Here is a 24322-nt window from a genome sequence, read left to right as displayed (position 1 = left end):
TCAGCCGATATGCACGCGCTCGTCGCCCTGCGCGGGCACGATCTCGCCGATCACCGAGCTGGCCAGGCCGTGCGTGGCCAGCAGCGCGGACGCGCCGGCCACCGCATCGCGCGGCAGGATCACGGTGAAGCCGACGCCGCAGTTGAACGTGCGCCACATTTCCTCGCGTGCCACGTTGCCTTCGCGCATCAGCCAGTCGAATACGGGCGGCAGCACGATCGCGGCGGCATCCAGTGCAATGCCGAGGCCATCCGGCACCACGCGAATGATGTTTTCCTTCAGGCCGCCACCGGTGATGTGAGCCATGCCGTGGACGGTTTCATTCTTCAGCAATTCCAGCATCGGCTTGACGTAGATCGTGGTGGGCGCCATCAGCGCGTCGACCAGCTTCACGCCGCCGAGGTCGAGATCCAGCGGGCTGCCCGCCCGATCGAGGATCTTGCGCACCAGCGAGTAACCGTTCGAATGCGGGCCGCTGGAGGCCACGCCCAGCACCATGTCGCCGGCCACGATCGCGTCGCCGGTCAGCATCTGCGACTTTTCCACCGCGGCCACGGTGAAGCCGGCCAGGTCGTATTCGCCCGGCGGATACATGTCTGGCATCTCGGCGGTCTCGCCGCCGATCAGGGCACAGCCGGCCAGCTCGCAGCCGGTGGCGATGCCGCCGACCACGGCCGCGGCGGTGTCCACGTCCAGCTTGCCGGTGGCGAAGTAATCGAGGAAGAACAGCGGCTCGGCGCCCTGCACCAGCACGTCGTTGACGCACATGCCGACCAGGTCGATGCCGATCGTGTCGTGGCGGTTCAGCATCTGCGCCAGCTTCAGCTTGGTGCCCACGCCGTCGGTGCCCGAGACCAGCACCGGCTCCCTGTAGCGGCCGGAAAGGTCGAACAGGCCGCCGAAGCCGCCGAGCCCGCCCATCACCTCGGGCCGCAGGGTGCGCTTGACCAGCGGCTTGATGCGTTCGACCAGCGCATTGCCGGCATCGATATCGACGCCGGCGGCGCGGTAGGTGAGGGCGTCAGACATGGCGAGGACCTTGGTCAGGATCTGCGGCGTGGGTGAAACGCGCAAGTTTACCAGCTTGTGGCGCCGTTGCCGTTCGCCTTCGCCGGCTTCGACACCGTCGCGATGGACGCTGGGGACACTATTGGGCAGACTTCCCGGGAGATTTCTCCAAGAAGATGCCTGCCCCATGCGCCTGTCCCGCCTGCTGATGCTCACCTTGCTGCTGGCTTTTGCCGCCTTGCCGTCCCTGCATGCCCAGCTCGCCGGCTCGCCGTATTCGGTGGTGGTGCCGGTGGCCGACACCAGCGACGCCCAGCGCGACCAGGCGTTCTCCACCGCGCTGGCCCAGGTGCTGACGCGGGTCGCCGGCGGGCAGGATCTGCGCAGCAACGCCGGTTACGCCGATGCCCTGGGCAAGGCCACCTCCATGGTGCAGAAATTCCAGTACCAGCGCGCCGCCACCGGGCTGATCCTGAACGTGGATTTCGAGCCCGGTTCGGTGCGCCGGCTGGTCTCGAAGCTGGGCGTGCAAAGCGCGGGCATCAAGCCGCCCGTGCTGCTGCTGGTGCAGGACGGCAATGGTCATCTGCTCGACCAGACGGCACTGGCCAGCCTGGCGGCCAGTGCCAACGCGCGCGGCATCAACGTGGTGTATCCCGATGCGGCCAGCGCGCCCGATCCGGCCAAGATCGCCGCCGCCGACCCGGCGGCGCTGGCCGGGGTCAACCAGCAATACCGCACCGGCCTGGTCCTGCTGGGCAAGCTCGCCGGCAACAGCGCGGACTGGACGCTGATTTCCGGCGGCCAGGCCCAGCACTGGACTGCGCAGGGCGCGAGCGCGGACAGCCTGCTGGGCGATGCCGGCAACGGTCTGGTCGACCGGCTGGGCAAGCAGCTCAACGTGATTGGCGCCGGCCCCAGCGAGGGCAAGCTGTGGGTCAGCGGGCTGGACAGCGCGATGGATTACGCCAGGCTGATCTCCACCTTGCAGGACGACCCGACGGTGAAACAGGTGCTGACCCTGGGCGCGCAGAACGATGCCGTGCTGCTGGACATCAAGGCGGCGGTTCCGATCAGCGCGCTGGCCGCCAACCTCGCCGCGGGCGGCCACCTGCTGCTGCAGGGCGAACCGCATCCGGGCGCCGACGCGAACCTGCGCTGGCTGAGGTGACGGGATGAATCAGGACAGGGACATTTCGCGGCGCTGGCAGCTGCTGGCGATCGTGCTGGTGATCGGCTACCTGATGTGGCTGCTGGCGCCGGTGCTGATGCCGTTCGCGGTGGCCGCGATGCTGGCCTATCTGGGCGACCCGCTGGCCGACCGGCTGGAGCGGCTCGGCCTCAACCGGATGTGGGCGGCCACGATCGTGTTCGTGGTGATCCTGGTGGCGGTGGTCGGCGTGCTGCTGCTGTTGATCCCGCTGATCGCGCGCCAGGTCGAAAACCTGGTCGGCAACCTGCCGCGCTATGGCGACTGGGCGCAGAACACCGTGTGGCCGTGGCTGCAGGCGCGACTGCACCTGGACCCGCACACCTTCGACAGCGACCGGATGCTGACGGCGATCAAGGAACACATCGGCTCGATCGGCGGCGTCGCCACCGCGGTGATCGGCAAGGTCTCGCGTTCGGGCCTGGGCATCGCCATGGCGCTGACCAACCTGGTGCTGATCCCGGTGGTGGCGTTCTACCTGCTGCGCGACTGGGATCGGCTGGTGGCGAAGATCGACGGTATGCTGCCGCGCTCGATCCAGCCCACCATCGCGCACCTGGCCAGCGAGTCGGACAAGATCCTCGGCGCCTTCGTGCGCGGCCAGTTGCTGGTGATGCTGGCGCTGGGCGTCTTCTACGGCGCCGGTCTGGGCATGGTCGGGCTGCAAGTGGGCCTGCTGATCGGCATGGTCGCCGGCCTGCTCAGCTTCGTGCCGTACCTGGGTTTCATCATCGGCTTCGTGGCGGCGATCATCGCCGCGCTGGTGCAGTACGGCGACTGGACCCACGTGCTGCTGGTCTGCGGCGTGTTCGCGGTCGGCCAGTTGCTGGAAGGCTACGTGCTGGTGCCCAAGCTGGTCGGCGACAAGATCGGCCTGCACCCGGTGGCGGTGATGTTCGCGGTGCTGGCCGGCGGCTACCTGTTCGGCTTCCTCGGCGTGCTGCTGGCACTGCCGGCGGCGTCGGTGATCATGGTGCTGCTGCGCTACCTGATCGAACGCTACCGGATGAGCGAGCTGTACAACGAGGAAGGGCCAGACGATCCGGTGATCGCCGAGGTGGATGTGGCCGTGCACCGCGATGGTGAGGTCGAGACTTCCGCGGTCGACGTGGCATCGCCGGGCGACTCGTCCACGCCATGATCCCGCAGTTGCCGCTCGCGCTGCGCTGGCCGCGTCGGCAGCGCTTCGAACACTTCCACGCCGGCGCGAATGCCGCCGCACTGGCCGCGGTGCAGGCGTTGGCGCTGCAGCCCGGTGCACCGTGGGTTTACCTGCATGGCGCCAGCGGTAGCGGCCGCAGCCATCTGTTGATGGCCGCCTGCCAGGCTGCCATCGCCGCCGAACGGCGCGTGCAATACCTGCCGCTGGCGACGATCGCCGACCATGCCGCGGCCTTGCGCGGCGTCGCCGGCAGCGAACTGCTGGCCCTGGACGACCTGGGCGCCATTGCCGGCAACCGCGACGCGGAACACGCGCTGTTCGACCTCTACAACCGCGCCCGCGCCGAAGGCAGCGCCCTGCTGTTCGCCGCCGACGCCACGCCCACCCGGCTCGGCATCGAACTGCCCGACCTGCGCTCGCGCCTCGGTGCCTGCACCCAGTTCGCGCTGAAACCGCTGGACGACGACGAACGCCGCATGGTGCTGAAAGCGCAGGCCGCGTCACGCGGCATCGAACTGGACGACAGCGTGCTGGATTGGCTGTTCGCCCGCTACGCCCGCGACCTCGGCGCGCTGCTCGACCTGCTCGACAAGCTGGATCAGGCCTCGCTGGCGGCGCAGCGGCGGATCACCGTGCCATTCCTGCGCAGCTTCCTGCGCGAGGCTGACGAATCAGGATATTGAGTCGACTCGGACGATTGTCGGTTACTCGCAAGATGCCGGTTTCCGCCTTCCTTTCGTTGGTTGCGCAAGTTCCGTTCAGCCTGCGCGGCATTGATCTTGTTACTTCCATTTATTGACCTGGAACACCGATGAGTGCACTCGAATTCACAGACAGGGAACTGACGTATCTGCTGCTTTCGCTGAAAAAGTACGAGGCGCAATTGCTCTTGAGCGAAGACGAGGATATGGGCGATTCCGTCACCGACCTGCTTTTCGTGCAGGCTCTCATGAAACGGCTGCGGCAGGCGCAGGCGTCACGCTGACGCAGAGCCAGTTTCGTTATGACAAAAACAACGGTGCCCATGGGCACCGTTGTTTTTTCACGGAAGGGGGGAGGCGCTCAGGCCTTGAGCAACGCCGGCGTCGCCTGCTGACCGATCGCGTCGACCATGGCCTTGGCCACGTTGAGGTTGCCGGCGACGATGTTGCCGCTTTCCGGGATGCCGTCGCGGCCGGCGAAGTCGCAGTAGCGACCGCCCGCTTCATGCACCAGCAGCACGCCAGCGGCCATGTCCCACGGCTTCAGGCCGATCTCGAAGTAGCCGTCGTAGCGGCCGGCGGCGACGTAGGCCAGGTCGAGCGCGGCGGAGCCGGAGCGGCGGATGTCCTCGGCCTGGCCGAGGATGGCGCGGGTCATGTCCAACTGCGGCACCAGGTGTTCGCGCTGGCGGTACGGGAAGCCGGTGGCGATCATCGCGCCGCCCAGGTTCTCGCGTTTGGACACGCGCATGCGGCGGTCGTTGAGGTAGGCGCCGTCGCCCTTGCTGGCGGTGTACAGCTCGTCGCGCAGCGGGTCGAACACCACGGCGTGGATCGGCACGCCCTTTTCCAGCAGCGCGATGGAGACGCTGAAGTGCGGGATGCCGCGCAGGTAGTTGTGGGTGCCGTCCAGCGGGTCGATCACCCAGGTCAGCGGGCCCTTGCCGATCGCGCCGCTTTCCTCGGCGAGGATCGCGTGGTCGGGATAGGCGCGGCGCAGCTCCTTGATGATTTCCGCCTCGGCCAGCTTGTCGACTTCGGAGACGAAGTCCATCTGCTGCTTCTCGACGATGTTCAGCCCGTCGATGCGGTTCATGTAGCGCAGGATCACATTGCCTGCTGAACGCGCGGCGCGCGCCGCGATCGTGACGTGTGGTCTGGCCATGGGTATCGACTTTGGAAGAGAGCGGGTTTGCGGCCGGCGATTCTAGCAGAGGCGAGCCCCGGGCGCCCTTGTCCACTATCCTTGTCGACCCGCACCGCCAATCCGCCCAGCGCATGACCGATCTCCACGACCTCGCCGCCCGCATCCGTTACGTGCTGGTGCGCACCTCGCATCCGGGCAATATCGGCAGCGCGGCGCGGGCGATCCGCACGATGGGCTTCCAGCGACTGGAGCTGGTGACGCCGTACCGCTTCCCCGACCCGGAGGCCAATGCGCTGGCTGCGGGCGCGGACGACGTGCTGGCCGGGGCCGGCATCCATCGCGAGCTGGTTGAAGGCCTGGCCGGCACCAGCCTGGCGTTGGGCTTGTCGGCGCGCCGGCGCGGGGTGAACCTGCCGGAAATTTCCCCCCGCGAGGCGGCGCAACAGGTGCTGGCGGCGGCGATGCGCGGGGAGCAGGTGGCGCTGGTGTTCGGCAACGAGCGCACCGGGCTGGAGAACGAGGAACTGGCGCGCTGCCACGCGATGGTGCGGATCCCCAGCGTGGACGACTTCAGTTCGCTGAACCTGTCGCAGGCGGTGCAGGTGATGGCCTACGAGGTGCGCCTGGCGATGCTGGGCGACGACTTGCCCGCGCCGCCGCCCGAGCACGACGAGCCGCCGGCCGACGCCGCGCAGATGGAGCAGTTCTACCTCCACCTGGGGCAGACCCTGGACGACATCGAATTCCACAAGGGCCGCGAGCCCACCACGATCATGCTGCGCCTGCGCAAGCTGTTCCAGCGCGCCCAGCCGGACGAACGCGAGTTGCGCGTGCTGCACGGCATCCTGGCCGACGCCCAGCGGATGGCCGGGCTGGCGAAAGATCGGTAAGTAGCTTGCTTGCTCCCTCCCCTGTGCAGCAGGGGAGGGCCGAGGTGCGGTGCTCTTGGCCTTACTGCTCGTCGTCGGACGGTTCCAGCGACGGTGCCGGCGTGACCAGCAGCTTGTCGATGCGGGCGCCGTCGAGGTCGACCACTTCGAAGCGGATGCCATGCCAGGCGAACACTTCGCCGGTCTGCGGCACATGGCCCAGCGCCGTCATCACCATGCCGGCGACGGTGCGGAAATCGTGCTCGTCCTCGCCCGGCAGCGTGCTGATCTGCAGCAGTTCGCGCAGGTCGTCGGTGGGCAGGCTGCCGTCGATCAGCCAGCTGCCATCGGCGCGCTGCATGATCGGGCTGGCCTCGTTGCCTCCGCCGTGGCCGATCTGGCTGGCGCCCACCACGGCGGCCAGCAGGTCGTTGACGGTGACCACGCCCTCGATGTCACCGTACTCGTCGACCACCAGCGCCAGCGGCGTCTCGGCGTCGCGGAATTCCTCCAGCAGGTCCAGCGCGCGGGCGGCGGAGGGCACGAACAGGGGTTTCGACAGGTGTTCGAACAGTTCCGGCATGCCTTCGGCGAAGCTGTGCAGCAGGCGCTTGACCTCGACTACGCCGACCACGTCGCTCTCGTCGCCGCGGTAGACCGGGTAGCGCGAATACGGCGTTTCGCGCAGCACCTCGATGTTTTCCTCGCGGGTGCCGGCGATGTCCAGCCAGGCGATGCGCATGCGCGGGGTCATCACGCTGTCCACCGTGCGGTCGCCCAGGCGCAGCACCCGGTTCACCATGTTGTGCTCATCCGGGTCCAGCACGCCCTGTTCGGCGCTCTCGGCCACCAGCAGGCGGATCTCCTCCTCGGTGACCATGCCGCTACCGAGCTGGTTGACCCGCAACATGCGCAGCAGCAGGTTGCTGGAATGGTTCAGCAGCCACACGAACGGCGCGGTGATCCGCGACAGCACCAGCATCGGGATGGCCACGTAGGAGGCCACCTTCTCCGGCGAGGCCAGCGCCAGCCGCTTGGGCACCAGTTCGCCGAACACGATCTGGATGTACGAGATCAGCACGAAGCCGAGCACGATGCCGATGATCCGCGCGTAGGGCAGCAGCCAGGTCAGGCGCGTGCCCTCCAGGGCGGCGGCAATGTGGCCGCCCAGCGCGTCGCCGGCGATCGCGCCGGTGATCAGCATGACCAGGGTGATGCCGACCTGCACGGTGGACAGGAAGTGCTCCGGCGCCTCGGCGTGGCGCAATGCCGCGGCTGCCTTGCGGCTGTTCAGGGCCATCTGCTTGAGGCGGCTCTTGCGCGAAGCCACCAGGGCCATCTCCGACAGCGCGAAGAAGCCGTTGCACAGGGCCAGGACGAGGACGAGCGCGATTTGGGTCAGCATCGCGGCGATGATGGGGGAGGGTGCATGGGCACAGTGTAAGTGGTGTTGACCCTGCGCATCACCCCGCCGATGGATGCGGATTGATGCAGGGCAGCACGGCAGTCCTGTAACATCCCGGTCATTCCGTTCGATCAGGCGTGGCCCGCATGTTTTCACTGCAGACGATTTTCGGCAAAGGCGACAAGTTCTACGGTTTGCTCGAACAGAGCGCCGAGACTGCCCACGAAAGCGCCAAGGCGCTGCACGAACTGCTGACCCGGTCGGGCGCCGAGCAGGTGATGGCCGCGTTCGCGGTGACCCGGGCGCGCGAAAAGGAACTGGCTGCGCAGATCAGCGAAGGCCTGGTCAACACCTTCGTGACCGCGCTGGATCGCGAGGACATCGAGGCCCTGAACTCCGCCCTGTACAAGATTCCCAAGACCGTGGAGAAGTTCGCCGAGCGCTATGAGATCGTGGCCGGGCGCCTGGTCGGCGTGGATTTCGCCCAGCGCGCGCTGGTGCTGGAGCAGTCCAGCGCGGTGGTGGTGCAGATGGTGCACGAGCTGCGCCGCGGCCTGCGCATCGACCCGGTGAAGAAGCTGCAGGATCGCCTGCAGGCGCTGGAGTCCGAAGGCGACCGCATGCTGCTGGCGCCGTACCGCACGCTGTACGTGGAAGGCGGCGACGTGATGCGGGCGATGTTGTCCAAGGATCTGTTCGAGCTGATCGAGAAGGCCATCGACAAGTGCCGTGACGTCGGCAACATCGTCTACTCGATCGTGCTGAAGAACTCCTGAGGCCACGCCCGTGACCCTGTGCATTGCAAGCCGGCCTGCGACGCCGTGCGGGATTTCTCCCAGCTGCGGTGAGCGCCCATGAGCATCGTCATAGCGGTGGTGGTGATCGCGCTGGCCTTCACCTACATCAACGGTTTCCACGATACCGCCAACTCGATCGCCACCGTGGTGGCGACCAAGGTGCTGACGCCGGGACAGGCCGTACTGATGGCGGCCGGCACCAACCTGGTCGGCGCGTTCATGGGCACGGCGGTGGCCGCCACGATCGCCTCGGGGCTGATCAATGCCGGCGTCATCGAGATGAGTTCGCAGCTGCTGATCTGCGCGCTGCTGGCGGCGATCGTGTGGAACCTGATCACCTGGTGGCTGGGCCTGCCGTCCAGCTCCAGCCATGCGCTGGTCGGTTCGCTGGTCGGTGCGGCGATCGCCGCCTCGGGCAACAACTTCGATTCGGTGATCTGGGTCGAGGGCAGTGTGTTCAAGGGCCACGGCGTGATCCCCAAAGTGATCGTGCCGATGGTGCTGTCGCCGCTGGGCGGCTTCATCATCAGCTTCCTGCTGATGGGTGCGCTGTACGCGTTGCTGGCCTGGTTCGCCAACCGGCAGGGCTGGTCGCGTCGGTTCGGGCGCACGCCGTTCGTCAACGCGTTCTTCGGCAAGGCGCAGATCCTGTCGGCGGGCGCGATGGGCGTGGCGCACGGCATGAACGACGCGCAGAAGAGCATGGGCATCATCGCGCTGGCACTGGCCGGCGGCACCGCCGCCCACCAGTTCGACCAGTTGCCACACTGGTTGAGCTTCCTGCGCATCGACGGCAACCCGGCCGGCGGTTTCGAAATCCCGGTGTGGGTGAAGGTGGTATCGGCACTGACCATGGCCGCCGGCACGGCCGGCGGTGGCTGGCGCATCATCAAGACGCTGGGTCACAAGATGGTCAAGCTGCATCCGATCAACGGCTTCGCCGCCGAAACCAGCTCCGCCGCGGTGATCCTGGTGGCGTCGGTGTTCGGCATTCCCGTGTCGACCACCCACAACGTGTCCGCCTCGATCATGGGCGTGGGCGCGGCCAAGCGCTTCAATGCGATCCGCTGGTCGGTGGTCGAGCGGATGGTGTGGGCATGGATCCTGACCCTGCCTATCACCGCGTTGCTGGCCTACGGCCTGGTGCTGCTGTTCCGGCTGGTGTCCTGAGCGAAGTTTCGGCTACAGCGAATCGCTGCTGTTGGCGATGAGCTGCTCCAGCTCGTCGCCCAGCGTGCCAAGCTCGCCGACCACGCGTTGCAGCTCGGCCTGGTCGAGGAATTCGTAGGGGCGGTTTTCGCACAGGTGCAGATAGGGCGAGCCGTCCAGGTCGGCGACCGCGAGGAAACCGGTGCGCTGTTGCCAGTTGAAGCGCAGGCAGCGGTTCGGGTCGGTGCCGGCCAGCGGACCCACCGGCGTGGAGATGCGCAGATAGCGTCGTCCCGCCTCGTCCTCGAGCTCGGCCAGGTAGATCCCCTGGCTGCGATCCTGCGCCAGCTGCAGGTCAAAGCTGATCAGGTAGGGATCGTTGTGGCGCAGCTCGTGCAGGCTGCCGATGTGGGAACGCACGGCTTCGAAGTGGCGCATGGTGCGGCTTCCGCTGGCGAAGGTCGGAAGCTACTCTGACACGGATTCCCCTGCGCCGCGTGAACCATGAACGATGCCGCCGCCCGCATCTACGCCGCCATCGCCGCCATTCCGCAAGGACGCGTGGCCAGCTACGGCGCGATCGCCGCACGCGCCGGCCTGCCCGGTCGCGCGCGCCTCGTCGGCCGGCTGCTGGGCGAAGTGCCCGACGGCATGGAACTGCCGTGGTACCGCGTGCTGCGTTCCAGCGGGCACATCGCGATGCCGCCGGGCAGCCGCGGCTTCCGCGAACAGTCGCGCCGCCTGCGTGCCGAAGGCGTCGAGGTAAAGAACGGTCGCGTTCCCCTGTCGCGTTTCGGCCTCGACGCCGATCTCGACCACGCGCTGTGGGGCCCCCCCGCTCCAATAGAGTAAAAGCGCCTCTTGCGTTCGCCTCCTCTCCCGCTTGCGGGAGAGGATTGAGGAGAGGGAAGCCCCAACAAGCCAAAGCGCCCCTTGCCTTCGCCTCTTCTCTCCGCCCACGGAAGGGGAGAAGCCCCCTGTCATCGCCAACCCACAAGCCCTCGCGCGTCCCGCGCACACCCGCTTGCGCGAAGCGGCGCCCCTGCATTTGCTAGCATTCCCGGAATGCCCACTTCCCTCGACATTCTTCAAAGCGTTTTCGGCTATCCCAGTTTTCGCGGCCAGCAGCAGGCGGTGGTCGAGCATCTGGGCGAGGGCGGCGATGCACTGGTATTGATGCCTACCGGCGGCGGCAAGTCGCTGTGCTACCAGATCCCCGCGTTGCTGCGTCAGGGCACCGGCATCGTGGTGTCGCCGCTGATCGCGCTGATGCAGGATCAGGTCGACGCCTTGCGCGAGGCCGGCGTGGCGGCGGCGTTTCTCAATTCCAGCCTGGCGGGGGACCAGCAGCGCGAGGTCGAGCGGCAGCTGCTGGCCGGTGAGCTGAATTTGCTCTACGTGGCGCCGGAGCGATTGCTGACCTCACGCTTCCTCGACCTGCTCGAACGCACCGAAGTGGCGCTGTTCGCAATCGACGAGGCGCACTGCGTGTCGCAATGGGGCCACGACTTCCGCCCCGAATATCGCGAACTGGCGATCCTGCACCAGCGCTTCCCCGACGTGCCGCGCATCGCGCTTACCGCCACCGCCGATCCGCGCACCCGCGAGGAAATCGTCGAGCGCCTGTCACTGCAGGACGCGCGGCAATTCGTCTCCAGTTTCGACCGGCCCAACATCGGCTACCGGGTCGGCCAGCGCCACAACGCGAAGCGCCAGCTGGGCGAGTTCCTGCTCGGCCACGAGGGCGAGTCCGGCATCGTGTACTGCCTGAGCCGACGCAAGGTGGACGACACCGCCGCGTGGCTGGCCGAATCGGGCATCGAGGCGCTGCCGTACCACGCCGGCCTGGATGCGGCCACCCGTGCGAAGAACCAGCAGCGTTTCCTGCGCGAGGACGGCGTGGTGATGGTGGCCACGGTCGCCTTCGGCATGGGCATCGACAAGCCCGATGTGCGCTTCGTGGCGCATCTGGACCTGCCGCGCAGCATCGAGGGCTACTACCAGGAAACCGGACGCGCCGGCCGCGATGGCCTGCCCGCCGAGGCGTGGATGATCTACGGCCTGTCCGACGTGGTCACCATGAGCCAGATGATCGCGCAGTCCGAATCGGCCGATGAGCGCAAGCGGGTCGAGCGGCAGAAGCTGGAATCCCTGCTGGCCTACGCCGAGGCGATCGATTGCCGCCGCCAGCTGCTGCTGGGCGCGTTCGGCGAAAGCTATCCCGGCCCCTGCGGCCATTGCGACAACTGCATGGCGCCACCGAAAACCTGGGACGCCACGGTGCCCGCGCAGAAGGCGTTGTCGGCGGTGTACCGCACCGGCCAGCGCTTCGGCTCCGGCCACGTCATCGCGGTGCTGCGCGGGGAGGAGAGCGAGCGCGTGCTGAGCTTCGACCACCATCGCCTGAGCACCTTCGGCATCGGCGCGGAGCTGGACGACAAGCAGTGGCGCTCGGTGTTCCGCCAGTTGCTGGCGGCCGGCCTGCTCGAAGCCGACGCCGAAGGCTATGGCACGCTGCGGCTCACCGCTGCCAGCCGCGCCGTGCTCAGCGGCGGCAAGCAGGTGAGGCTGCGCGAGGACGCCCGCCCCGAACGCGCCACCCGGCGCCGGCGCGACAGCAAGCTGGTCACCGGCGATCCCCGTCATGGCGGCAGCCTGGGCATCGAGGCCTACGAGCAGCCGATGTGGGACCAGCTGCGCGCACTGCGCACCCAGCTGGCGAAACAGCAGGGCGTGCCGCCCTACGTGGTGTTCCACGACGCCACCTTGCTGGCCATGCTGCGGGCGTTGCCGGCCAACGAGGACGAGCTGGCCAGCGTCAGCGGGGTGGGCGAGGCCAAGCTCAAGCGCTACGGCCGCGACTTCCTCGCGGTGATCAACGCGGCGGACTAGCTTTCGCCGCGGCGCACCGGTGGCGCACCGATGATCCGCAAACGCCTGGCACACGGCTGCGTCCGGGCGCTGTCCGCCGTTCCGCAAGCAGCATGGGAGCGCGGTTCCAGCGACGTTTTCGGATCACGCTTGGCGAAACATGACAGCGCTGTCATAGTAACCGCCGATGGCGTCAGGTGCAGGAGCGGGCAGGGGGTGGGCACGGGCAGTCCGTGTCGGTTCCTGCATACGTATTCAGCCGGACAGCGCCGCACGTACACCGCAGAATCGACTGCGATGACTGGTCATGACGTTGGGGAGACGCGATGAGCACGATGGATGCAACCGGAGATGGCTTGGGGCGGCACGCCACGGCGCGCGTGGTACTGATTTCGGCGGCGGCTGCGCTGGGCGGATTCCTGTTCGGTTTCGACACGGCCGTGATCAATGGCGCGGTCGACGCGATCCGCGGCAGCTTCGCGCTGGACGCGGCGCAGATCGGCTTCGCGGTGTCCTGTGCCCTGCTCGGTTCGGCGCTGGGCGCCTGGTATGCGGGCATGCTGGCCAACCGCTTCGGCCGCGTACGCACCATGCAGGTGGCGGCGGTGCTGCTGGTCGCCAGCGCGATCGGTTCGGGACTGGCCACTGCGGTGTGGGACCTGATCCTGTGGCGACTGGTCGGCGGCATCGGCGTGGGCGTGGCCTCGGTGATCGCGCCCACCTATATCGCCGAGGTATCGCCGGCGAACATCCGCGGCCGGCTCGGCTCGATGCAGCAGCTGGCGATCGTGCTGGGCATCTTCGCCGCCCTGCTCAGCGATGCCTGGCTGAGCGGTGCAGCGGGCGGAGCCAGCCAGCCGCTGTGGCTGGGCCTGGCGGCGTGGCGCTGGATGTTCCTGGTGGCCACCCTGCCGGCGCTGGTCTACGGCGTGCTGGTGCTGGGCGTGCCGGAATCGCCGCGCCACCTGGTGGCCAAGGGCCGCATCGACGAAGCCCGCATCGTGCTGCGCAAGGTGCTGAACATGCACAGCGAGGCAGCGCTGGACAGCAAGCTGCATGACATCGAAGCCAGCCTGCATTCGGAACACAAGCCGCGCCTGAGCGACCTGCGCGGCAAGGCGGCCGGGCTGTTGCCGGTGGTCTGGATCGGCATCCTGCTGTCGGTGTTCCAGCAGTTCGTGGGCATCAACGTGATCTTCTACTACTCGTCCACCCTGTGGCATTCGGTGGGCTTCAGCGAGGCCGACTCGTTCACCATCACCGTGGTCACCTCGATCGTCAACGTGCTGGTGACCCTGGTGGCGATCGCGCTGGTCGACAGGATCGGCCGCAAGCCGCTGCTGGTGGTCGGCTCGGCGGGCATGGCGATCACCCTGGGCGTGATGGCGTGGTGCTTCTCGCAGGCCACCGGCAGCGGTGCGGAGCTGAGCCTGCCCGGCTCGGTCGGCATGGTGGCCCTGGTCGCGGCGAACGCCTACGTGGTGTTCTTCGGCGTCAGCTGGGGCCCGGTGGTCTGGGTGCTGCTGGGCGAGATGTTCCCCAATTCGATTCGCGCCACCGCGCTGGCGGTGGCCGCCGCGGCGCAGTGGCTGGCCAACTTCGCCATCACCAGCAGCTTCCCCGCGCTGGCCGAACTGGGCCTCACCTTCGCCTACGGTCTGTATGCCGGCTTCGCGCTGCTGTCGCTGCTGTTCGTGTTGTCCGGCGTGCGCGAGACCCGTGGCGTCGAACTGGAGGACATGCGCGCATGAACGCCTTCCCGCAGAAAAAGCCTGCCGCGGTGCAGCTTGCCTGTGCCGCGCGCGAGCAGCGAAGGAGCCGATACGACGCGCGCCGCGCAAACCGGCTAGGATTCGGAAACGACGGCACGGCGCCGTCGCAAGGGATGCCGGCGGATCGCGTTGCGGATGAAGGCAAAGGCCACTTCAATCGACATTGCCCACCTGGCCGGGGTATCCCAGGCCACGGTGTCGCGTGCGCTGCGTGGCAGTCCGCTGGTCAATGAGGAAACCCGGCGGCGCATCCAGGCCGCCGCCGACCAGCTCAACTACAAGGTCGACAAGAACGCGTCCAACCTGCGCAAGATGCACACCGGCACGCTGGCGCTGCTGTTCTTCGAGGACCCCACCGCCGACGAGTCGCACATCAACCCGTTCTTCCTGTCGATGCTGGGCTCGATCACCCGCGCCTGTGCCCTGCAGGGTTACGACCTGCTGATCTCGTTCCAGCAGTTCTCGCACGACTGGCATGCCGACTTCGCCGACAGCAAGAAGGCCGACGGGCTGATCCTGCTGGGTTACGGCGATTACCTGGCCTATACCGACAAGCTGGAAAAACTGGTCGGCCAGGGTACCCGCTTCGTGCGCTGGGGCGCGGTGCTTCCGGACCAGCCCGGCGTGTCGATCGGTTGCGACAATTTCGCCGGCGGCCTGGCGGTGGCCGAGCACCTGCTCGAGCGCGGCTGTCGCCGCATCGCGTTCCTGGGCGATGCCTCCAGCCACTACCCGGAATTTTTCGGCCGCTATCGCGGCTACGTGCAGGCGCTGGAACAGGCCGGCATCGCGGTCGATCCGGAGCTGCAGCAGAACGCCGAAAGCACCGAGCACTCCGGCTACGAGGCGATGCGCGGACTGATCCTCAACGAAACCGGCTTCGATGCCGTGTTCGCTGCCAGCGACCTGATCGCGATCGGTGCGATGCGTGCGCTGAGCGACCACGGCATGCGCGTGCCGCAGGATGTTGCGCTGGCCGGCTTCGACGACATCCCCATGGCCAGCTTCGTCAACCCGCCGCTGACCACCGTGCTGCAGGACACCCGCCAGGCCGGCGAAGTGCTGGTCGACAGCCTGCTCGGCTTGATCCGGGGCGAGCCGGTGGACAGCGAAGTGCTGCCGGTGAAGCTGATGGTGCGCCGCTCCAGCCTGCGTTGATGAAGGCCTGGCCGGCCGCCGTTGCGGCTGGTGCGGGTGATCCCGTAGTCTGCGGAGGTTGTCCGGATTCCTCCGCATGACAGGATCGAGAGCGCCATGGATCGCACCACGTCCGAGCTGGAATTTCACCAGATGTTCGAACGCATCACCGATGCGTACGTGGCGCTGGATCGGGACTGGCGCTACATCTACCTCAATGCGAAGGCCTGCGAGTTTTTCGGCCGTCGGGTGGAAGACCTGATCGGACGGCATATCTGGACCGAATTCCCCGAAGGCGAAGGCCAGCCGTTCCACCGCGCCTACGAGCAGGCGATGGCCGACCAGCAGCCGCGGCAGATCGAGGCCTGGTACCCCCCGTACCAGCGCTGGTTCGAGAACCGCATCTATCCGTCGGCGGAAGGCCTGACCATCTACTTCCTCGACATTACCGAACGCAAACGTGCCGAACAGGAATTGCTGCAGCACCAGCGCATGTTGTCGCAGGCGCAGAAGGTGGCGCACGTTGGCAGCTGGGAGTGGGACATCGCGGAAAACCGGGTGACCTGGTCAGCGGAGCTGTATCGCATCTATGGGGTGACTCCGGCGCAGCATGCCGCCACGTTCGAGTCTTACCTGGCGCTGGTGCATCCGCAGGATCGCGAGCGCGTGCAGCAGACGATTGCGCAAGCCGTGACCGGAACGCAGCCGTTCGAGTTCGAGGAACGCATCGTGCGCCCGGACGGCGCGGTACGCACCCTGCTCAGTCGCGGCATGGTCGAGGTCGAGGCCGCCGGTCGCGCCGTGCGCCTGATGGGCGCCTGCCAGGACATCAGCGAACGCAAGCGCGCCGAACAGCTGGAGGCCGGCCAGCACGAAATCCTGGCCGGCATCGCGGCGCAGCGTCCGCTGGCGCAAAGCCTGGCGCAGATCGCCCACCTGCACGAGGCGATGAACCCCGGCGCGCTGTGCTCGCTGCTGCTGCTCGACGAAAGCGGGCAGCACGTGCTGCACGGCGCCGCGCCGAGTCTGCCCGAGGCCTACAGCCGCGCCCTGCATGGCCTGGAAATCGGCGAAGCCAGGGGTTCCTGCGGCACCGCTGCGTGGCGGCGCGAGCGCGTGGTGGTGGCCGACATCGCCAACCATCCGTACTGGGCCAACTACAAGTCGCTGGCGCTGGCGCACGGCCTCAAGGCGTGCTGGTCCACGCCGGTGCTGGGCAGCGGCGGCAAGGTGCTGGGCACCTTCGCGGTGTATTTCCGCGAACTGCGCGAGCCACGTCCGGAGGAGCTGTACAGCATCGACCGCATGTTGCCGCTCACCGGCGTGGCGATCGAAAGCGAGCAGCTCATCCGTCGCCTGCGCGAGCGCGACCGCTTCTTCGAGATGTCGCTGGAAATCTTCTGCATCATCGATCCGGCCACGCAGCGACTGGTGCAGTTCAACCCCTCGTTGCCGCGCGTGACCGGCTACTCCGCCGACGAATTGAAGTCGCGCAGCTACCGCGAATTCCTGCGCGTGGAAAGCGACGTGTTCGACGTCGATCCGATGCAGCAACTCGATGCGGCCGGCCAGCGCATGCACGATTTCGTCAGCCGCTGCATCTGCCGCGACGGCAGTGAACGACAGCTGGAGTGGGTGTCGTTCGTGGCGCCCGACGGGCTGGTCTATGCCGTGGCGCGCGACATCACCGAGCGGCGGCGGGTCGAGGCCGAACTGGCCTACGCCTCCAGCCACGACCCGGTCACCGGCCTGCAGCACCACCTGCTGCTGGAACACGCACTGGCGGAAATCCTGTGCTATCCGAACGTGCCGGCGTCGGTGCTGGTGGTAGGCCTGGACCGCTTCCAGCTGGTCAACGCCTCGGTCGGTCATCCCACCGGCGATGACGTGTTGCTGCGCCTCGCCACCCGATTGCAGACGGCGCTGGGCGGGCGCGGCCGGATCGCCCGTTTCGCCGGTGACGAATTCATGGTGACGGTGGCCGGGATGCCTCCCGCCGCGGTGCTGGAGCTGGCCGAGGTGCTGCGGGCGGTGGTGGCCGAGCCGATCGAGGGCGAGGATTACCGACTGCTGCTGACCGCCAGCGTGGGCGTCAGTCATTCGTCCGCGCACGGCACCGATGCGAGGAACCTGCTGCGCCGCGCCGAGGCGGCGATGAGTCAGGCCAAGCAGGAAGGGCGCGACCGCGTCTGCGAATTTTCGCTGGCGCAGATGCAGGAACTGGAAGACCGCCTGCTGCTGGGCAATCACCTGCGCGATGCGATCCGGCTGGACGAGCTGGAGCTGCACTACCAGCCGCAGCATGCTGCCGCCGACCTGCGGCTGACCGGTTTCGAGGCGCTGCTGCGCTGGAACTGCCGCCAGCTCGGGCAGGTTTCACCGGCCCGCTTCATCCCGATTGCCGAAGCGCTCGGCCTGATGCACGAGATCGGCGGCTGGGTGCTCGACGTAGCCTGTCGGCAGGTACGCGAGTGGCTCGATCTGGGCTATCGCGACTTCACCGTCGCAGTGAATGTGTCGGCCCAGCAACTGCAACGGCCCGGGCTGCTGGCCCAGGTGGCCGCATCGCTGCAGCGTCATGCCGTGCCGCCGGCGATGCTGGACGTCGAGATCACCGAAAGCTCGCTGATGGAAAACGTGGGGCGGGTACAGCGCACCCTGGCCGAGCTGAAGGCGCTGGGAATCAAGCTGTCGCTGGATGATTTCGGCACCGGCTATTCCAGCCTGGCCTACCTCAAGCAATTCCCGATCGACAAGCTGAAGATCGACCAGATCTTCGTGCGCGACCTGCCGCAGGACGCCGCGGATGCAGCGATCGTGCGCACCATCATCGCGGTGGCGCACGAGCTGCACATGGGCGTCGCAGCCGAAGGCGTGGCGACCGCGGAACAGGCGCAGTTCCTCGTCGGCGCCGGCTGCGACGAACTGCAGGGCCACCATCTCGGTCACGCCCTGAGCGCCAGCGAGGCAGCTCGGCGCCTCGACGCCGCGCGCGGCTAGCTGTTCTCCGCAGACACCGGCAGTCCCTGGATCAGCCGCTTCGCCAGCCGCGGCTGGCGCAATTGCTCCAGCCACCAGCTCAGCGCGCGACCTTCCTGGTCGCTGCGCCAGGCGACGTAGAGCGTGTTCGGTTCGCGCGGCTCGCTCATGCTCTTCTCGACCAATTGGCCACTCCGCAGCAGGGCGCTGGCGCGATGTCGCGGCAGCCAGCCCGTGCCCAGGCCATCGCGCTGGGCAAGGATCTTGGCGCGCATGCTGGGCACCGCCAGCGTCGCCTGCCCACCGACGATGCCGTAGGCGCGGCCGACGTTGCGCGAGGAGTCGGCCACCACCACCGAACGATGGGCGCCGACCGCGTCCTGTGACAACGGCTCGGGCGCCTTCGCCAGCGGGTGTCGCGGCGATACGGCGAACACCCAGTCCATCGTGCCCAGCTCGAACCAGCGCAGCTTGGGCATCGCCGGCGGCTCGTTGGTGGCGCCGACCACCAGTTCTGCCCGGCCTTCGCGCAAGGCTTCCCAGGTGCCGCCGAGCACCTCGTGGGTGAGGCGCAGGCGCACGCCGGACTGCAACGCATCGAACGCACGGATCACCGGCAGCAACGTCTCGAACTCCAGGATCTCGTCGGTGACGATGTGCAGCCGGTCTTCCCAACCGTTGGCCACCTGCTTCACGCGCTGGTTCAAGCGGGCTACGTCCTGCACCAGCCGCGCGGCCTCGTGGGTGAGCAACTCGCCGGCCGGGGTCAGCTGCAGGCGGTAGCGGCGGCGGTCGAACAGCAGCGCGTCGAAACGTGTTTCGAGCTGGCGGGCCGCATGCGAGACGGTCGAGGGCGCCTTGCCCAGGTGCGCGGCCGCGCGGGACAGGCTGCCGGTGCTGCGGATCGCCTCCAGCAGGGCCAGTTCGTCGTCGGACAACATGTGCAACTCCTTCGAACGAGTTCGTCGAAACGATGGTACGGCAAACACCGCGCCGGCGATCAGGATGGCTCCACTGAAACACCACCCCATCGCTGGAGCACATCATGAATCGTTTCGAAGGCAAGTCCGTACTCGTCACCGGTGGCAGCAGCGGCATCGGCCTGGCCGCCGCCCATGCGTTCGCCGCCGAAGGCGCGCGCGTCATCATCACCGGCCGCGACAGCGCCGCGCTGGCCGAGGCCAGGGCAGCGCTGGGCGGCAACACCATCGCCCTGCGCAACAATGCCGGCGTGGTCGCCGAGGCGAAGGACCTGGCTGCCGCGCTGGCCAGCCAGCGGATCCGCCTCGACGCCGTGTTCATCAACGCGGGCATCGCGAAGTTCGCCTCGCTCGCCGATGTCGACGAGGAGCTGTGGAACCAGGGCTTCGACACCAACGTCAAGGGCGCCTACTTCCAGATCCAGGCCTTGCTGCCGCTGCTCAATGCGGGCGCCTCGATCGTGCTGAACGGTTCGATCAACGCGCACATCGGCATGCCGAATTCGTCGGTCTACGCCGCCAGCAAGGCCGCACTGATCTCGCTGGCCAGGACATTGTCGGCCGAACTGTTGCCACGCGGCGTGCGCGTCAACGTGGTCAGCCCCGGCCCGATCAGCACGCCGCTGTACGGCAAGCTGGGCATGGACGCCGCGACTCTGGAAGCCACCGCCGCCCAGATCCAGGGCCAGGTGCCGCTGGGCCGTTTCGGCACGCCGCAGGAAGTGGCGGCCACCGTGTTGCACCTGTCGGCTGCGGAATCGTCCTTCATTGTCGGCAGCGAAATCATCGTCGACGGCGGCATGAGCCAGCTCTGACGCCTATCCCTGTTGCCGCGCGATGGCCGTCGCCATCGCGCTACCTCATGGGAACGCTGGCGTGAAGCTGTCCGGCTTGTCCCGTCGACTTCCAGCCGGGCAGGCCGGTGCGTCCGATGCCGTGGCGGCGTGATTCGCGCCCATGTTGCGCCGTACCGATTGCTCCGGGGTCATCCACGCCAGCCCCTGCGCGGCGCAACCGGCGGCGAAGTCGAACAGCGCCAGCATCTGCGTCTGGTCGAAGTCGATGAAGCTGGTCTGCGGATAGTCCACCGGAATTTCGGTCAGCAGGAATTGCATGCCCAGCCGGTGCGAGGCGGCGATGTTGTCCACGATCGCCTCGCGTGTCTTGTAGGTGAGTTCGGCGGCCAGCGCGCTGGAGACGATGTCGATGGTGTTGTAGCGGGTGGTCTGCGGCGCCCGTGCCAGCTGGCCGTTGACCAGCATGTACAGGTGCGCGCCGCGCAGCAGCGGCAGCTCGGTGGACTGGATGCCGGCGATCAGCGGCGTGCTGAATACCGAGGTGGTGACGCCGCCGTCCACGTGCATCTCGTCGTAGACGTGGTCACCGTCGTGCACGCGGATCAGCACCGGCGGGAACACGCCCGGCACGCTGGCCGAGGCGATCAGCACGTCGCGAAACAGCGTGCGCGCCGCGTCGCCGCCATGCCGGGCGATCTTGCCCAGGTCCCACAGCACGGTCTCGTGCTTGTCCAGGTCGGTGGTGGCCACCACCAGCCGGCGGCCAGTTGTCGCTTCGCGCGCCACCGCTTCGATCATCTGCGGCGTGACGAAATGATCGACCAGCTGGAACAGCGCGTTGTGGTGCGGCAGGCCGCGCGGCGACAGCAGCCGGGACAGCACGGTGCGGGTGGGCGAATGCAGCAGCCGCGCGCTGCGCTCGCCGGTGAAAGCCTCCTGCATGCGGGCATCCCAGTCCGGCCCGAGGAACGCGAACGGGGCCAGCAACGCGCCGGCGCTCACGCCGGTGACCATCTCGAATTGCGGTCGCGCGTGCGCGCGCGTCATGCCGGCCAGCACGCCGGCACCGTAGGCGCCGCCCGAGCCGCCGCCGGACAGCGCCAGGATGTCGACCGTGCCGTCGTGCGCCGCGCTGCGCATGCCGCCGAAGAAGTCGGGGGCCAGCGCGGTGAAGTTCTTCAGGTCGGTGGTGACCAGTCGCACGTCAGGCGAAAAGCCCTCCGGCGCCGCCGCGCCGATCAGTTCCGGTGGAGCGGGCAGCCGCGGGACGGTCCCGCAACCGGCCAGCAGCACCAGCGCAAACATCAGCAGCCCCGGCTTGCATCGCATCGCGTGGTCCCCGGCGATGAACAGTGTTCGCTCAGTATGCGGTCTGGCGCCATGGCGCATCAATGCGCCACCGCCGGCGTCTCAGTCCGGGAATCCCGCCATGCGTGGAATCGTCTCCAGGCCCTCGTCCCAGTCGGCCCTGCTGGCCATGAAGAGGTGCGCGTCGGGTTGGAGGGTGACAGCGGTATCAAGGCTGCCGGCCGGAACGACCAGCATCTGGCCGTCCATCGACGTCACCGGCAAGGCCGAACCGCAGATCGAGCAGAAGCACCGGACGTGCCGGGTTTGCGGCAGCTCGAAGCGCGTCACCTTGTCTTCGCCGCTGAGCCATCGCAAGCGGGCCTGCGCGGAAAACAGATTCGCGCCGTGGGCCGAACCGGAATCCTTGCGGCAATACATGCAGTGGCAAAGGTAGAAGTGCTCGAACTCGCCTTCCACCTCAAAACGCGCCGCGCCGCAAAGGCAGGAGCCGGCGTGGACACTCATGTGCCGACGTCCTCGCCGCATCGCGGCAGGCGAGGGGAGTTCGCCACGTCGCCGCCGCCGCTCATCATGTGTCCGGGTCGCGCCATGATCAGCCAGCGCCCGGCACAAGGAGGCGGTCGACGATCGCCGGCAGCATCGGATCGACGGCGAGTGTGTAGTGGGTGGTGTTCGGCACGATGGCGAGCTGGTTCGCGGGTCGCAGGGAGCCGTCGATCCCGGCATCGCGCTGGCCGCCTCCCAGGGCTTTCCAGAGCTCGACCATGTGCCCGGGCTGGATGGCGTCAGCGTCGGCAAAGACCAGCAGCGTGCGTGCCTTGATCCTCGCGACGTCGGCGGTCCAGTCGAAGGGGCGTTTGGTCAGGTCGCCGACCTTGCGGAAAAGGTTTGTCCAGTCGACGTCGGGATAGGTCTGTCCCAACGGCGATGCCTTGACGCCAGGACCGTACGTGGCGGCGTTGGCTTCGAGCTGCCTGAAGGCTTCCACCCCCTCCGGGTAGAAGCCGTCCTGCTTCATCGCCGCGGACACGAGCACGAGCCGGTCGACCACATCCGGATGGCGGATCGCGGTCTGCAGGGCGACGCTGGCTCCCAGCGAATAACCCATGATGTCAGCCTTGCCGAGCTTCAGGTGGCCGATCAGGGCGGCGATGTCGTCGCCCAGCGCTTCGCTGCGCAGTGGCCGGTCGGTGTCCGGCGTACGCCCGTGCGCCTGGAGATGGGGCGCGATCACCCGCCGGCTCTTCGCCAATGCGGCCAGATTGCTGCCGAAGCTGTCGGGGTCGATGCCGCCGTGGAGAAGAATGAGTGGCTTGCCGGCGCCATGCACGCTGTAAAAGACGTGCTGGCCATCGACGTCGGCAAAATTGCCTTTCGACATGGCGGGCGTCTCGCTGGCTTGAATGCGCAGCGCCGCCGTCATCGCGGCGGAAGCCATGGCTGTCTTCAGGAAATCGCGTCTGAGCATATCGTCCTCACATCGCGTTGAGATGGCGGGTGAAAAACGCTCGGTCCAAGGTTCCGGATCGCATCATGCATCATCCCTGCTCCCGGGCGCTCCCCTGGAAGCATGGTTTCCGGATGGCGGAGTCGCCAGGCAAGCCGGTTTCCCCGTTCCGCCGCGTTCGTCCGGGAGACACCCGGCGACCAGCAATGTACAGCGGGTCCGCGGCGCGAAAAACGGTTCTACTTCGACGCGATCGCCCTGACCATCACGAGGTCCCGCTGCTGATCGCCGCCCAGCGAAAACACATGCTCACCCGCCACGACGAAGCCGAACTTCCCGTAAAACGCGATGGCTCTCGGATTGTGCTCCCACACACCGAGCCAGACGACGTCTGCGCCGCGTCGTTGCATCGCCTCGATGCAGGCCTGCATGAGCGCCTGCGCCACCCCCTTGCCGTGCCAGTCCTCAACGACATACAGGCGCTGGATCTCGCCTGGTCGCTTCGCCACCACACATCCCGGTGCTTCGCCCCGGCGCAGCTGGGCATAGCCGACCAGGCGCCCCTCATCCTCGCTGAGCAAGGTGAGCAGGTCGGGGTCGGCGATCTCGGCTGACTGAATGTGTGCGCCGTAGCTGCTTCGGCAATGAAGCTCCATGTGCTTGGTGGTGTTCGTTGCGCCGAACGTCGCCCTGAAAGTCGCCTCGGCAAGTTCGGACAGCCTGCCGGCATCATCGGCGTGCGCTCTTCGTATCGTTGGCATCGTCGCTCCGCGGGGTACGGCAAAGGTGCATGAACTGGCCCATCCAGCTAGGGCGTTGATGTGGAATCCCGGGAAGGATGCCGCAACAATGGCGATGCCTTCGCGCGGGACATGATGGAGGCGACGAGCGGTGCTGGGAAAACCGAAGAGACCTGGTCGGGCGAGGCGCGGACAACGGAGCCAGGCAAGAAGTTGGTGACCTGGAAGTAAGACTGTTCAATGGCGGCGACCCTCGCCGCACCCTGCGTCAACAGACGTTTTCCTTGAAAGACCTCGACCCACAAGTAGAACTTCGGGTATGCCACTCCCGACTGCGTGGGTCCGTCTCTGAGCAGCGAGAAGCTGACCGAAGTTGCCTGAGGGAAGCCATGGATCTGGAGGTAGCCGAGCAGGTCACGCTCGAGGAACTTTGGGAAGTTCGCAGCCGTGGGGACGTTTGCGTCGATATGTGACCGCTGAACATCTGCGAGGGATGACTGAGCAAGCGTCATCCCTGGAACCAAGAAGGCAAGCAGGATCACGAGGCCAACGGTTTTCATGAGATATCGCGCCGGAGCTGAACGAATGATTGCCGGCCCGCCCACAGGCGATTTGCGATGGGTGCAAGCTGCTGCAGGCAGTTGCTTTCCTCGAATTCCTGATTTTTCGCGATAGCCCGATGGATACATCTGGTAGCAGAGCGTACTCGTCGCAAACGTTGATCAGTGAGGTTTGCCTCGCACCTTGCTGCGTACGTTGAGGGCTGAATCGCCCCGGGTTTCGTGGAGGCTGTTTGGTTTAAGTCAGGCCTCCACTGCGGTGGCCTGACTGGCGAGTTGC

The 24322-nt window shown here is 67.2% G+C and carries 23 protein-coding genes; 13 read left to right on the top strand and 10 right to left on the bottom strand.

Annotation, left to right across the window (positions count from 1 at the left end; translation table 11 throughout):
* Positions 1-1029, bottom strand: a complete 1029-nt coding sequence (gene purM, locus AC3A56_RS16840; RefSeq protein ID WP_487771119.1) for a phosphoribosylformylglycinamidine cyclo-ligase — start codon at positions 1027-1029, stop codon at positions 1-3.
* A 166-nt stretch (positions 1030-1195) separates the two neighbouring features.
* Between purM and AC3A56_RS16835 the strand changes: the two genes are divergently transcribed.
* From AC3A56_RS16835 to AC3A56_RS16820, 4 genes are all read left to right on the top strand, one after another.
* Positions 1196-2179, top strand: coding sequence for a DUF2066 domain-containing protein (locus tag AC3A56_RS16835; RefSeq protein ID WP_056767137.1), 984 nt, complete (start codon positions 1196-1198; stop codon positions 2177-2179).
* A 4-nt stretch (positions 2180-2183) separates the two neighbouring features.
* A complete protein-coding gene (locus tag AC3A56_RS16830) occupies positions 2184-3359 on the top strand; it encodes an AI-2E family transporter (RefSeq protein WP_056767135.1) in 1176 nt (391 codons plus the stop codon).
* The gene (hda, locus tag AC3A56_RS16825; RefSeq protein WP_487771118.1) at positions 3356-4063 is read left to right on the top strand and encodes a DnaA regulatory inactivator Hda; all 708 of its coding nucleotides are present in this window, start codon (positions 3356-3358) and stop codon (positions 4061-4063) included. The genes AC3A56_RS16830 and hda overlap by 4 nt, the downstream gene beginning before the upstream one ends.
* A 128-nt stretch (positions 4064-4191) precedes the next feature.
* Positions 4192-4365, top strand: coding sequence for a hypothetical protein (locus AC3A56_RS16820; protein WP_157581863.1), 174 nt, complete (start codon positions 4192-4194; stop codon positions 4363-4365).
* A 77-nt stretch (positions 4366-4442) separates the two neighbouring features.
* On the opposite strand, the gene AC3A56_RS16815 is transcribed toward AC3A56_RS16820, so the two are convergent.
* Positions 4443-5246 carry an inositol monophosphatase family protein gene (locus tag AC3A56_RS16815; RefSeq protein ID WP_056717059.1) on the bottom strand — a complete coding sequence of 268 codons (804 nt, stop codon included), beginning with the start codon at positions 5244-5246 and terminating at the stop codon, positions 4443-4445.
* Between the two features lie 113 nt (positions 5247-5359).
* Between AC3A56_RS16815 and AC3A56_RS16810 the strand changes: the two genes are divergently transcribed.
* Positions 5360-6118 carry an RNA methyltransferase gene (locus tag AC3A56_RS16810; protein WP_487771117.1) on the top strand — a complete coding sequence of 253 codons (759 nt, stop codon included), beginning with the start codon at positions 5360-5362 and terminating at the stop codon, positions 6116-6118.
* A gap of 61 nt (positions 6119-6179) precedes the next feature.
* On the opposite strand, the gene AC3A56_RS16805 is transcribed toward AC3A56_RS16810, so the two are convergent.
* On the bottom strand, positions 6180-7502 hold the full coding sequence (locus tag AC3A56_RS16805; RefSeq protein ID WP_487771116.1) for a hemolysin family protein: 1323 nt from the start codon (positions 7500-7502) through the stop codon (positions 6180-6182).
* 146 nt (positions 7503-7648) lie between these two features.
* Between AC3A56_RS16805 and AC3A56_RS16800 the strand changes: the two genes are divergently transcribed.
* Both AC3A56_RS16800 and AC3A56_RS16795 read left to right on the top strand, forming a co-directional pair.
* Entirely contained in the window at positions 7649-8278 is a 630-nt protein-coding gene (locus AC3A56_RS16800; protein ID WP_487771115.1) for a DUF47 domain-containing protein, read from the top strand.
* 78 nt (positions 8279-8356) lie between these two features.
* Positions 8357-9469 carry an inorganic phosphate transporter gene (locus AC3A56_RS16795; protein ID WP_056717062.1) on the top strand — a complete coding sequence of 371 codons (1113 nt, stop codon included), beginning with the start codon at positions 8357-8359 and terminating at the stop codon, positions 9467-9469.
* A 12-nt stretch (positions 9470-9481) separates the two neighbouring features.
* Here AC3A56_RS16795 and AC3A56_RS16790 read toward each other — a convergent pair whose 3' ends face one another.
* Positions 9482-9886 (bottom strand): hypothetical protein, encoded by a 405-nt coding sequence (locus tag AC3A56_RS16790; RefSeq protein WP_056717063.1) that lies wholly within the window; start codon positions 9884-9886, stop codon positions 9482-9484.
* A 66-nt stretch (positions 9887-9952) separates the two neighbouring features.
* Between AC3A56_RS16790 and AC3A56_RS16785 the strand changes: the two genes are divergently transcribed.
* The 5 genes from AC3A56_RS16785 (at position 9953) to AC3A56_RS16765 (ending at position 18228) form a co-directional block, all read left to right on the top strand.
* A complete protein-coding gene (locus AC3A56_RS16785) occupies positions 9953-10300 on the top strand; it encodes an MGMT family protein (protein ID WP_487771114.1) in 348 nt (115 codons plus the stop codon).
* 213 nt (positions 10301-10513) lie between these two features.
* Positions 10514-12340, top strand: coding sequence for a DNA helicase RecQ (recQ, locus tag AC3A56_RS16780; RefSeq protein WP_487771113.1), 1827 nt, complete (start codon positions 10514-10516; stop codon positions 12338-12340).
* Positions 12341-12645: 305 nt separating this feature from the next.
* Positions 12646-14070, top strand: coding sequence for a sugar porter family MFS transporter (locus AC3A56_RS16775; protein WP_056717066.1), 1425 nt, complete (start codon positions 12646-12648; stop codon positions 14068-14070).
* A 156-nt stretch (positions 14071-14226) separates the two neighbouring features.
* Positions 14227-15249: a LacI family DNA-binding transcriptional regulator gene (locus AC3A56_RS16770; RefSeq protein WP_056717067.1), complete on the top strand. Its 1023-nt coding sequence runs from the start codon at positions 14227-14229 to the stop codon at positions 15247-15249.
* A gap of 96 nt (positions 15250-15345) precedes the next feature.
* Positions 15346-18228 carry a sensor domain-containing protein gene (locus AC3A56_RS16765; protein WP_487771112.1) on the top strand — a complete coding sequence of 961 codons (2883 nt, stop codon included), beginning with the start codon at positions 15346-15348 and terminating at the stop codon, positions 18226-18228.
* On the opposite strand, the gene AC3A56_RS16760 is transcribed toward AC3A56_RS16765, so the two are convergent.
* The gene (locus AC3A56_RS16760) at positions 18225-19148 is read right to left on the bottom strand and encodes a LysR family transcriptional regulator (protein ID WP_487771111.1); all 924 of its coding nucleotides are present in this window, start codon (positions 19146-19148) and stop codon (positions 18225-18227) included. The genes AC3A56_RS16765 and AC3A56_RS16760 overlap by 4 nt on opposite strands.
* A gap of 104 nt (positions 19149-19252) precedes the next feature.
* On the opposite strand from AC3A56_RS16760, the gene AC3A56_RS16755 reads away from it, so the two are divergent.
* Positions 19253-20002 carry an SDR family oxidoreductase gene (locus AC3A56_RS16755; RefSeq protein ID WP_487771110.1) on the top strand — a complete coding sequence of 250 codons (750 nt, stop codon included), beginning with the start codon at positions 19253-19255 and terminating at the stop codon, positions 20000-20002.
* 45 nt (positions 20003-20047) lie between these two features.
* On the opposite strand, the gene AC3A56_RS16750 is transcribed toward AC3A56_RS16755, so the two are convergent.
* The 5 genes from AC3A56_RS16750 to AC3A56_RS16730 form a co-directional block, all read right to left on the bottom strand.
* On the bottom strand, positions 20048-21313 hold the full coding sequence (locus tag AC3A56_RS16750; protein ID WP_487771109.1) for a patatin-like phospholipase family protein: 1266 nt from the start codon (positions 21311-21313) through the stop codon (positions 20048-20050).
* 81 nt (positions 21314-21394) lie between these two features.
* On the bottom strand, positions 21395-21799 hold the full coding sequence (locus tag AC3A56_RS16745; protein ID WP_487771108.1) for a GFA family protein: 405 nt from the start codon (positions 21797-21799) through the stop codon (positions 21395-21397).
* Positions 21800-21887: 88 nt separating this feature from the next.
* A complete protein-coding gene (locus tag AC3A56_RS16740) occupies positions 21888-22733 on the bottom strand; it encodes an alpha/beta fold hydrolase (RefSeq protein WP_487771107.1) in 846 nt (281 codons plus the stop codon).
* A 248-nt stretch (positions 22734-22981) separates the two neighbouring features.
* The gene (locus AC3A56_RS16735; protein WP_487771106.1) at positions 22982-23503 is read right to left on the bottom strand and encodes an N-acetyltransferase family protein; all 522 of its coding nucleotides are present in this window, start codon (positions 23501-23503) and stop codon (positions 22982-22984) included.
* A gap of 47 nt (positions 23504-23550) precedes the next feature.
* Positions 23551-24042 carry a hypothetical protein gene (locus AC3A56_RS16730; RefSeq protein ID WP_487771105.1) on the bottom strand — a complete coding sequence of 164 codons (492 nt, stop codon included), beginning with the start codon at positions 24040-24042 and terminating at the stop codon, positions 23551-23553.
* Positions 24043-24322 lie beyond the last annotated feature (280 nt).

It is taken from the genome of Rhodanobacter sp. Soil_C_14 (genome assembly GCF_057657335.1).
The sequence above is the reverse complement of the archived record's forward strand: the minus strand, read 5'-3'. Positions and strand labels throughout refer to the sequence as shown.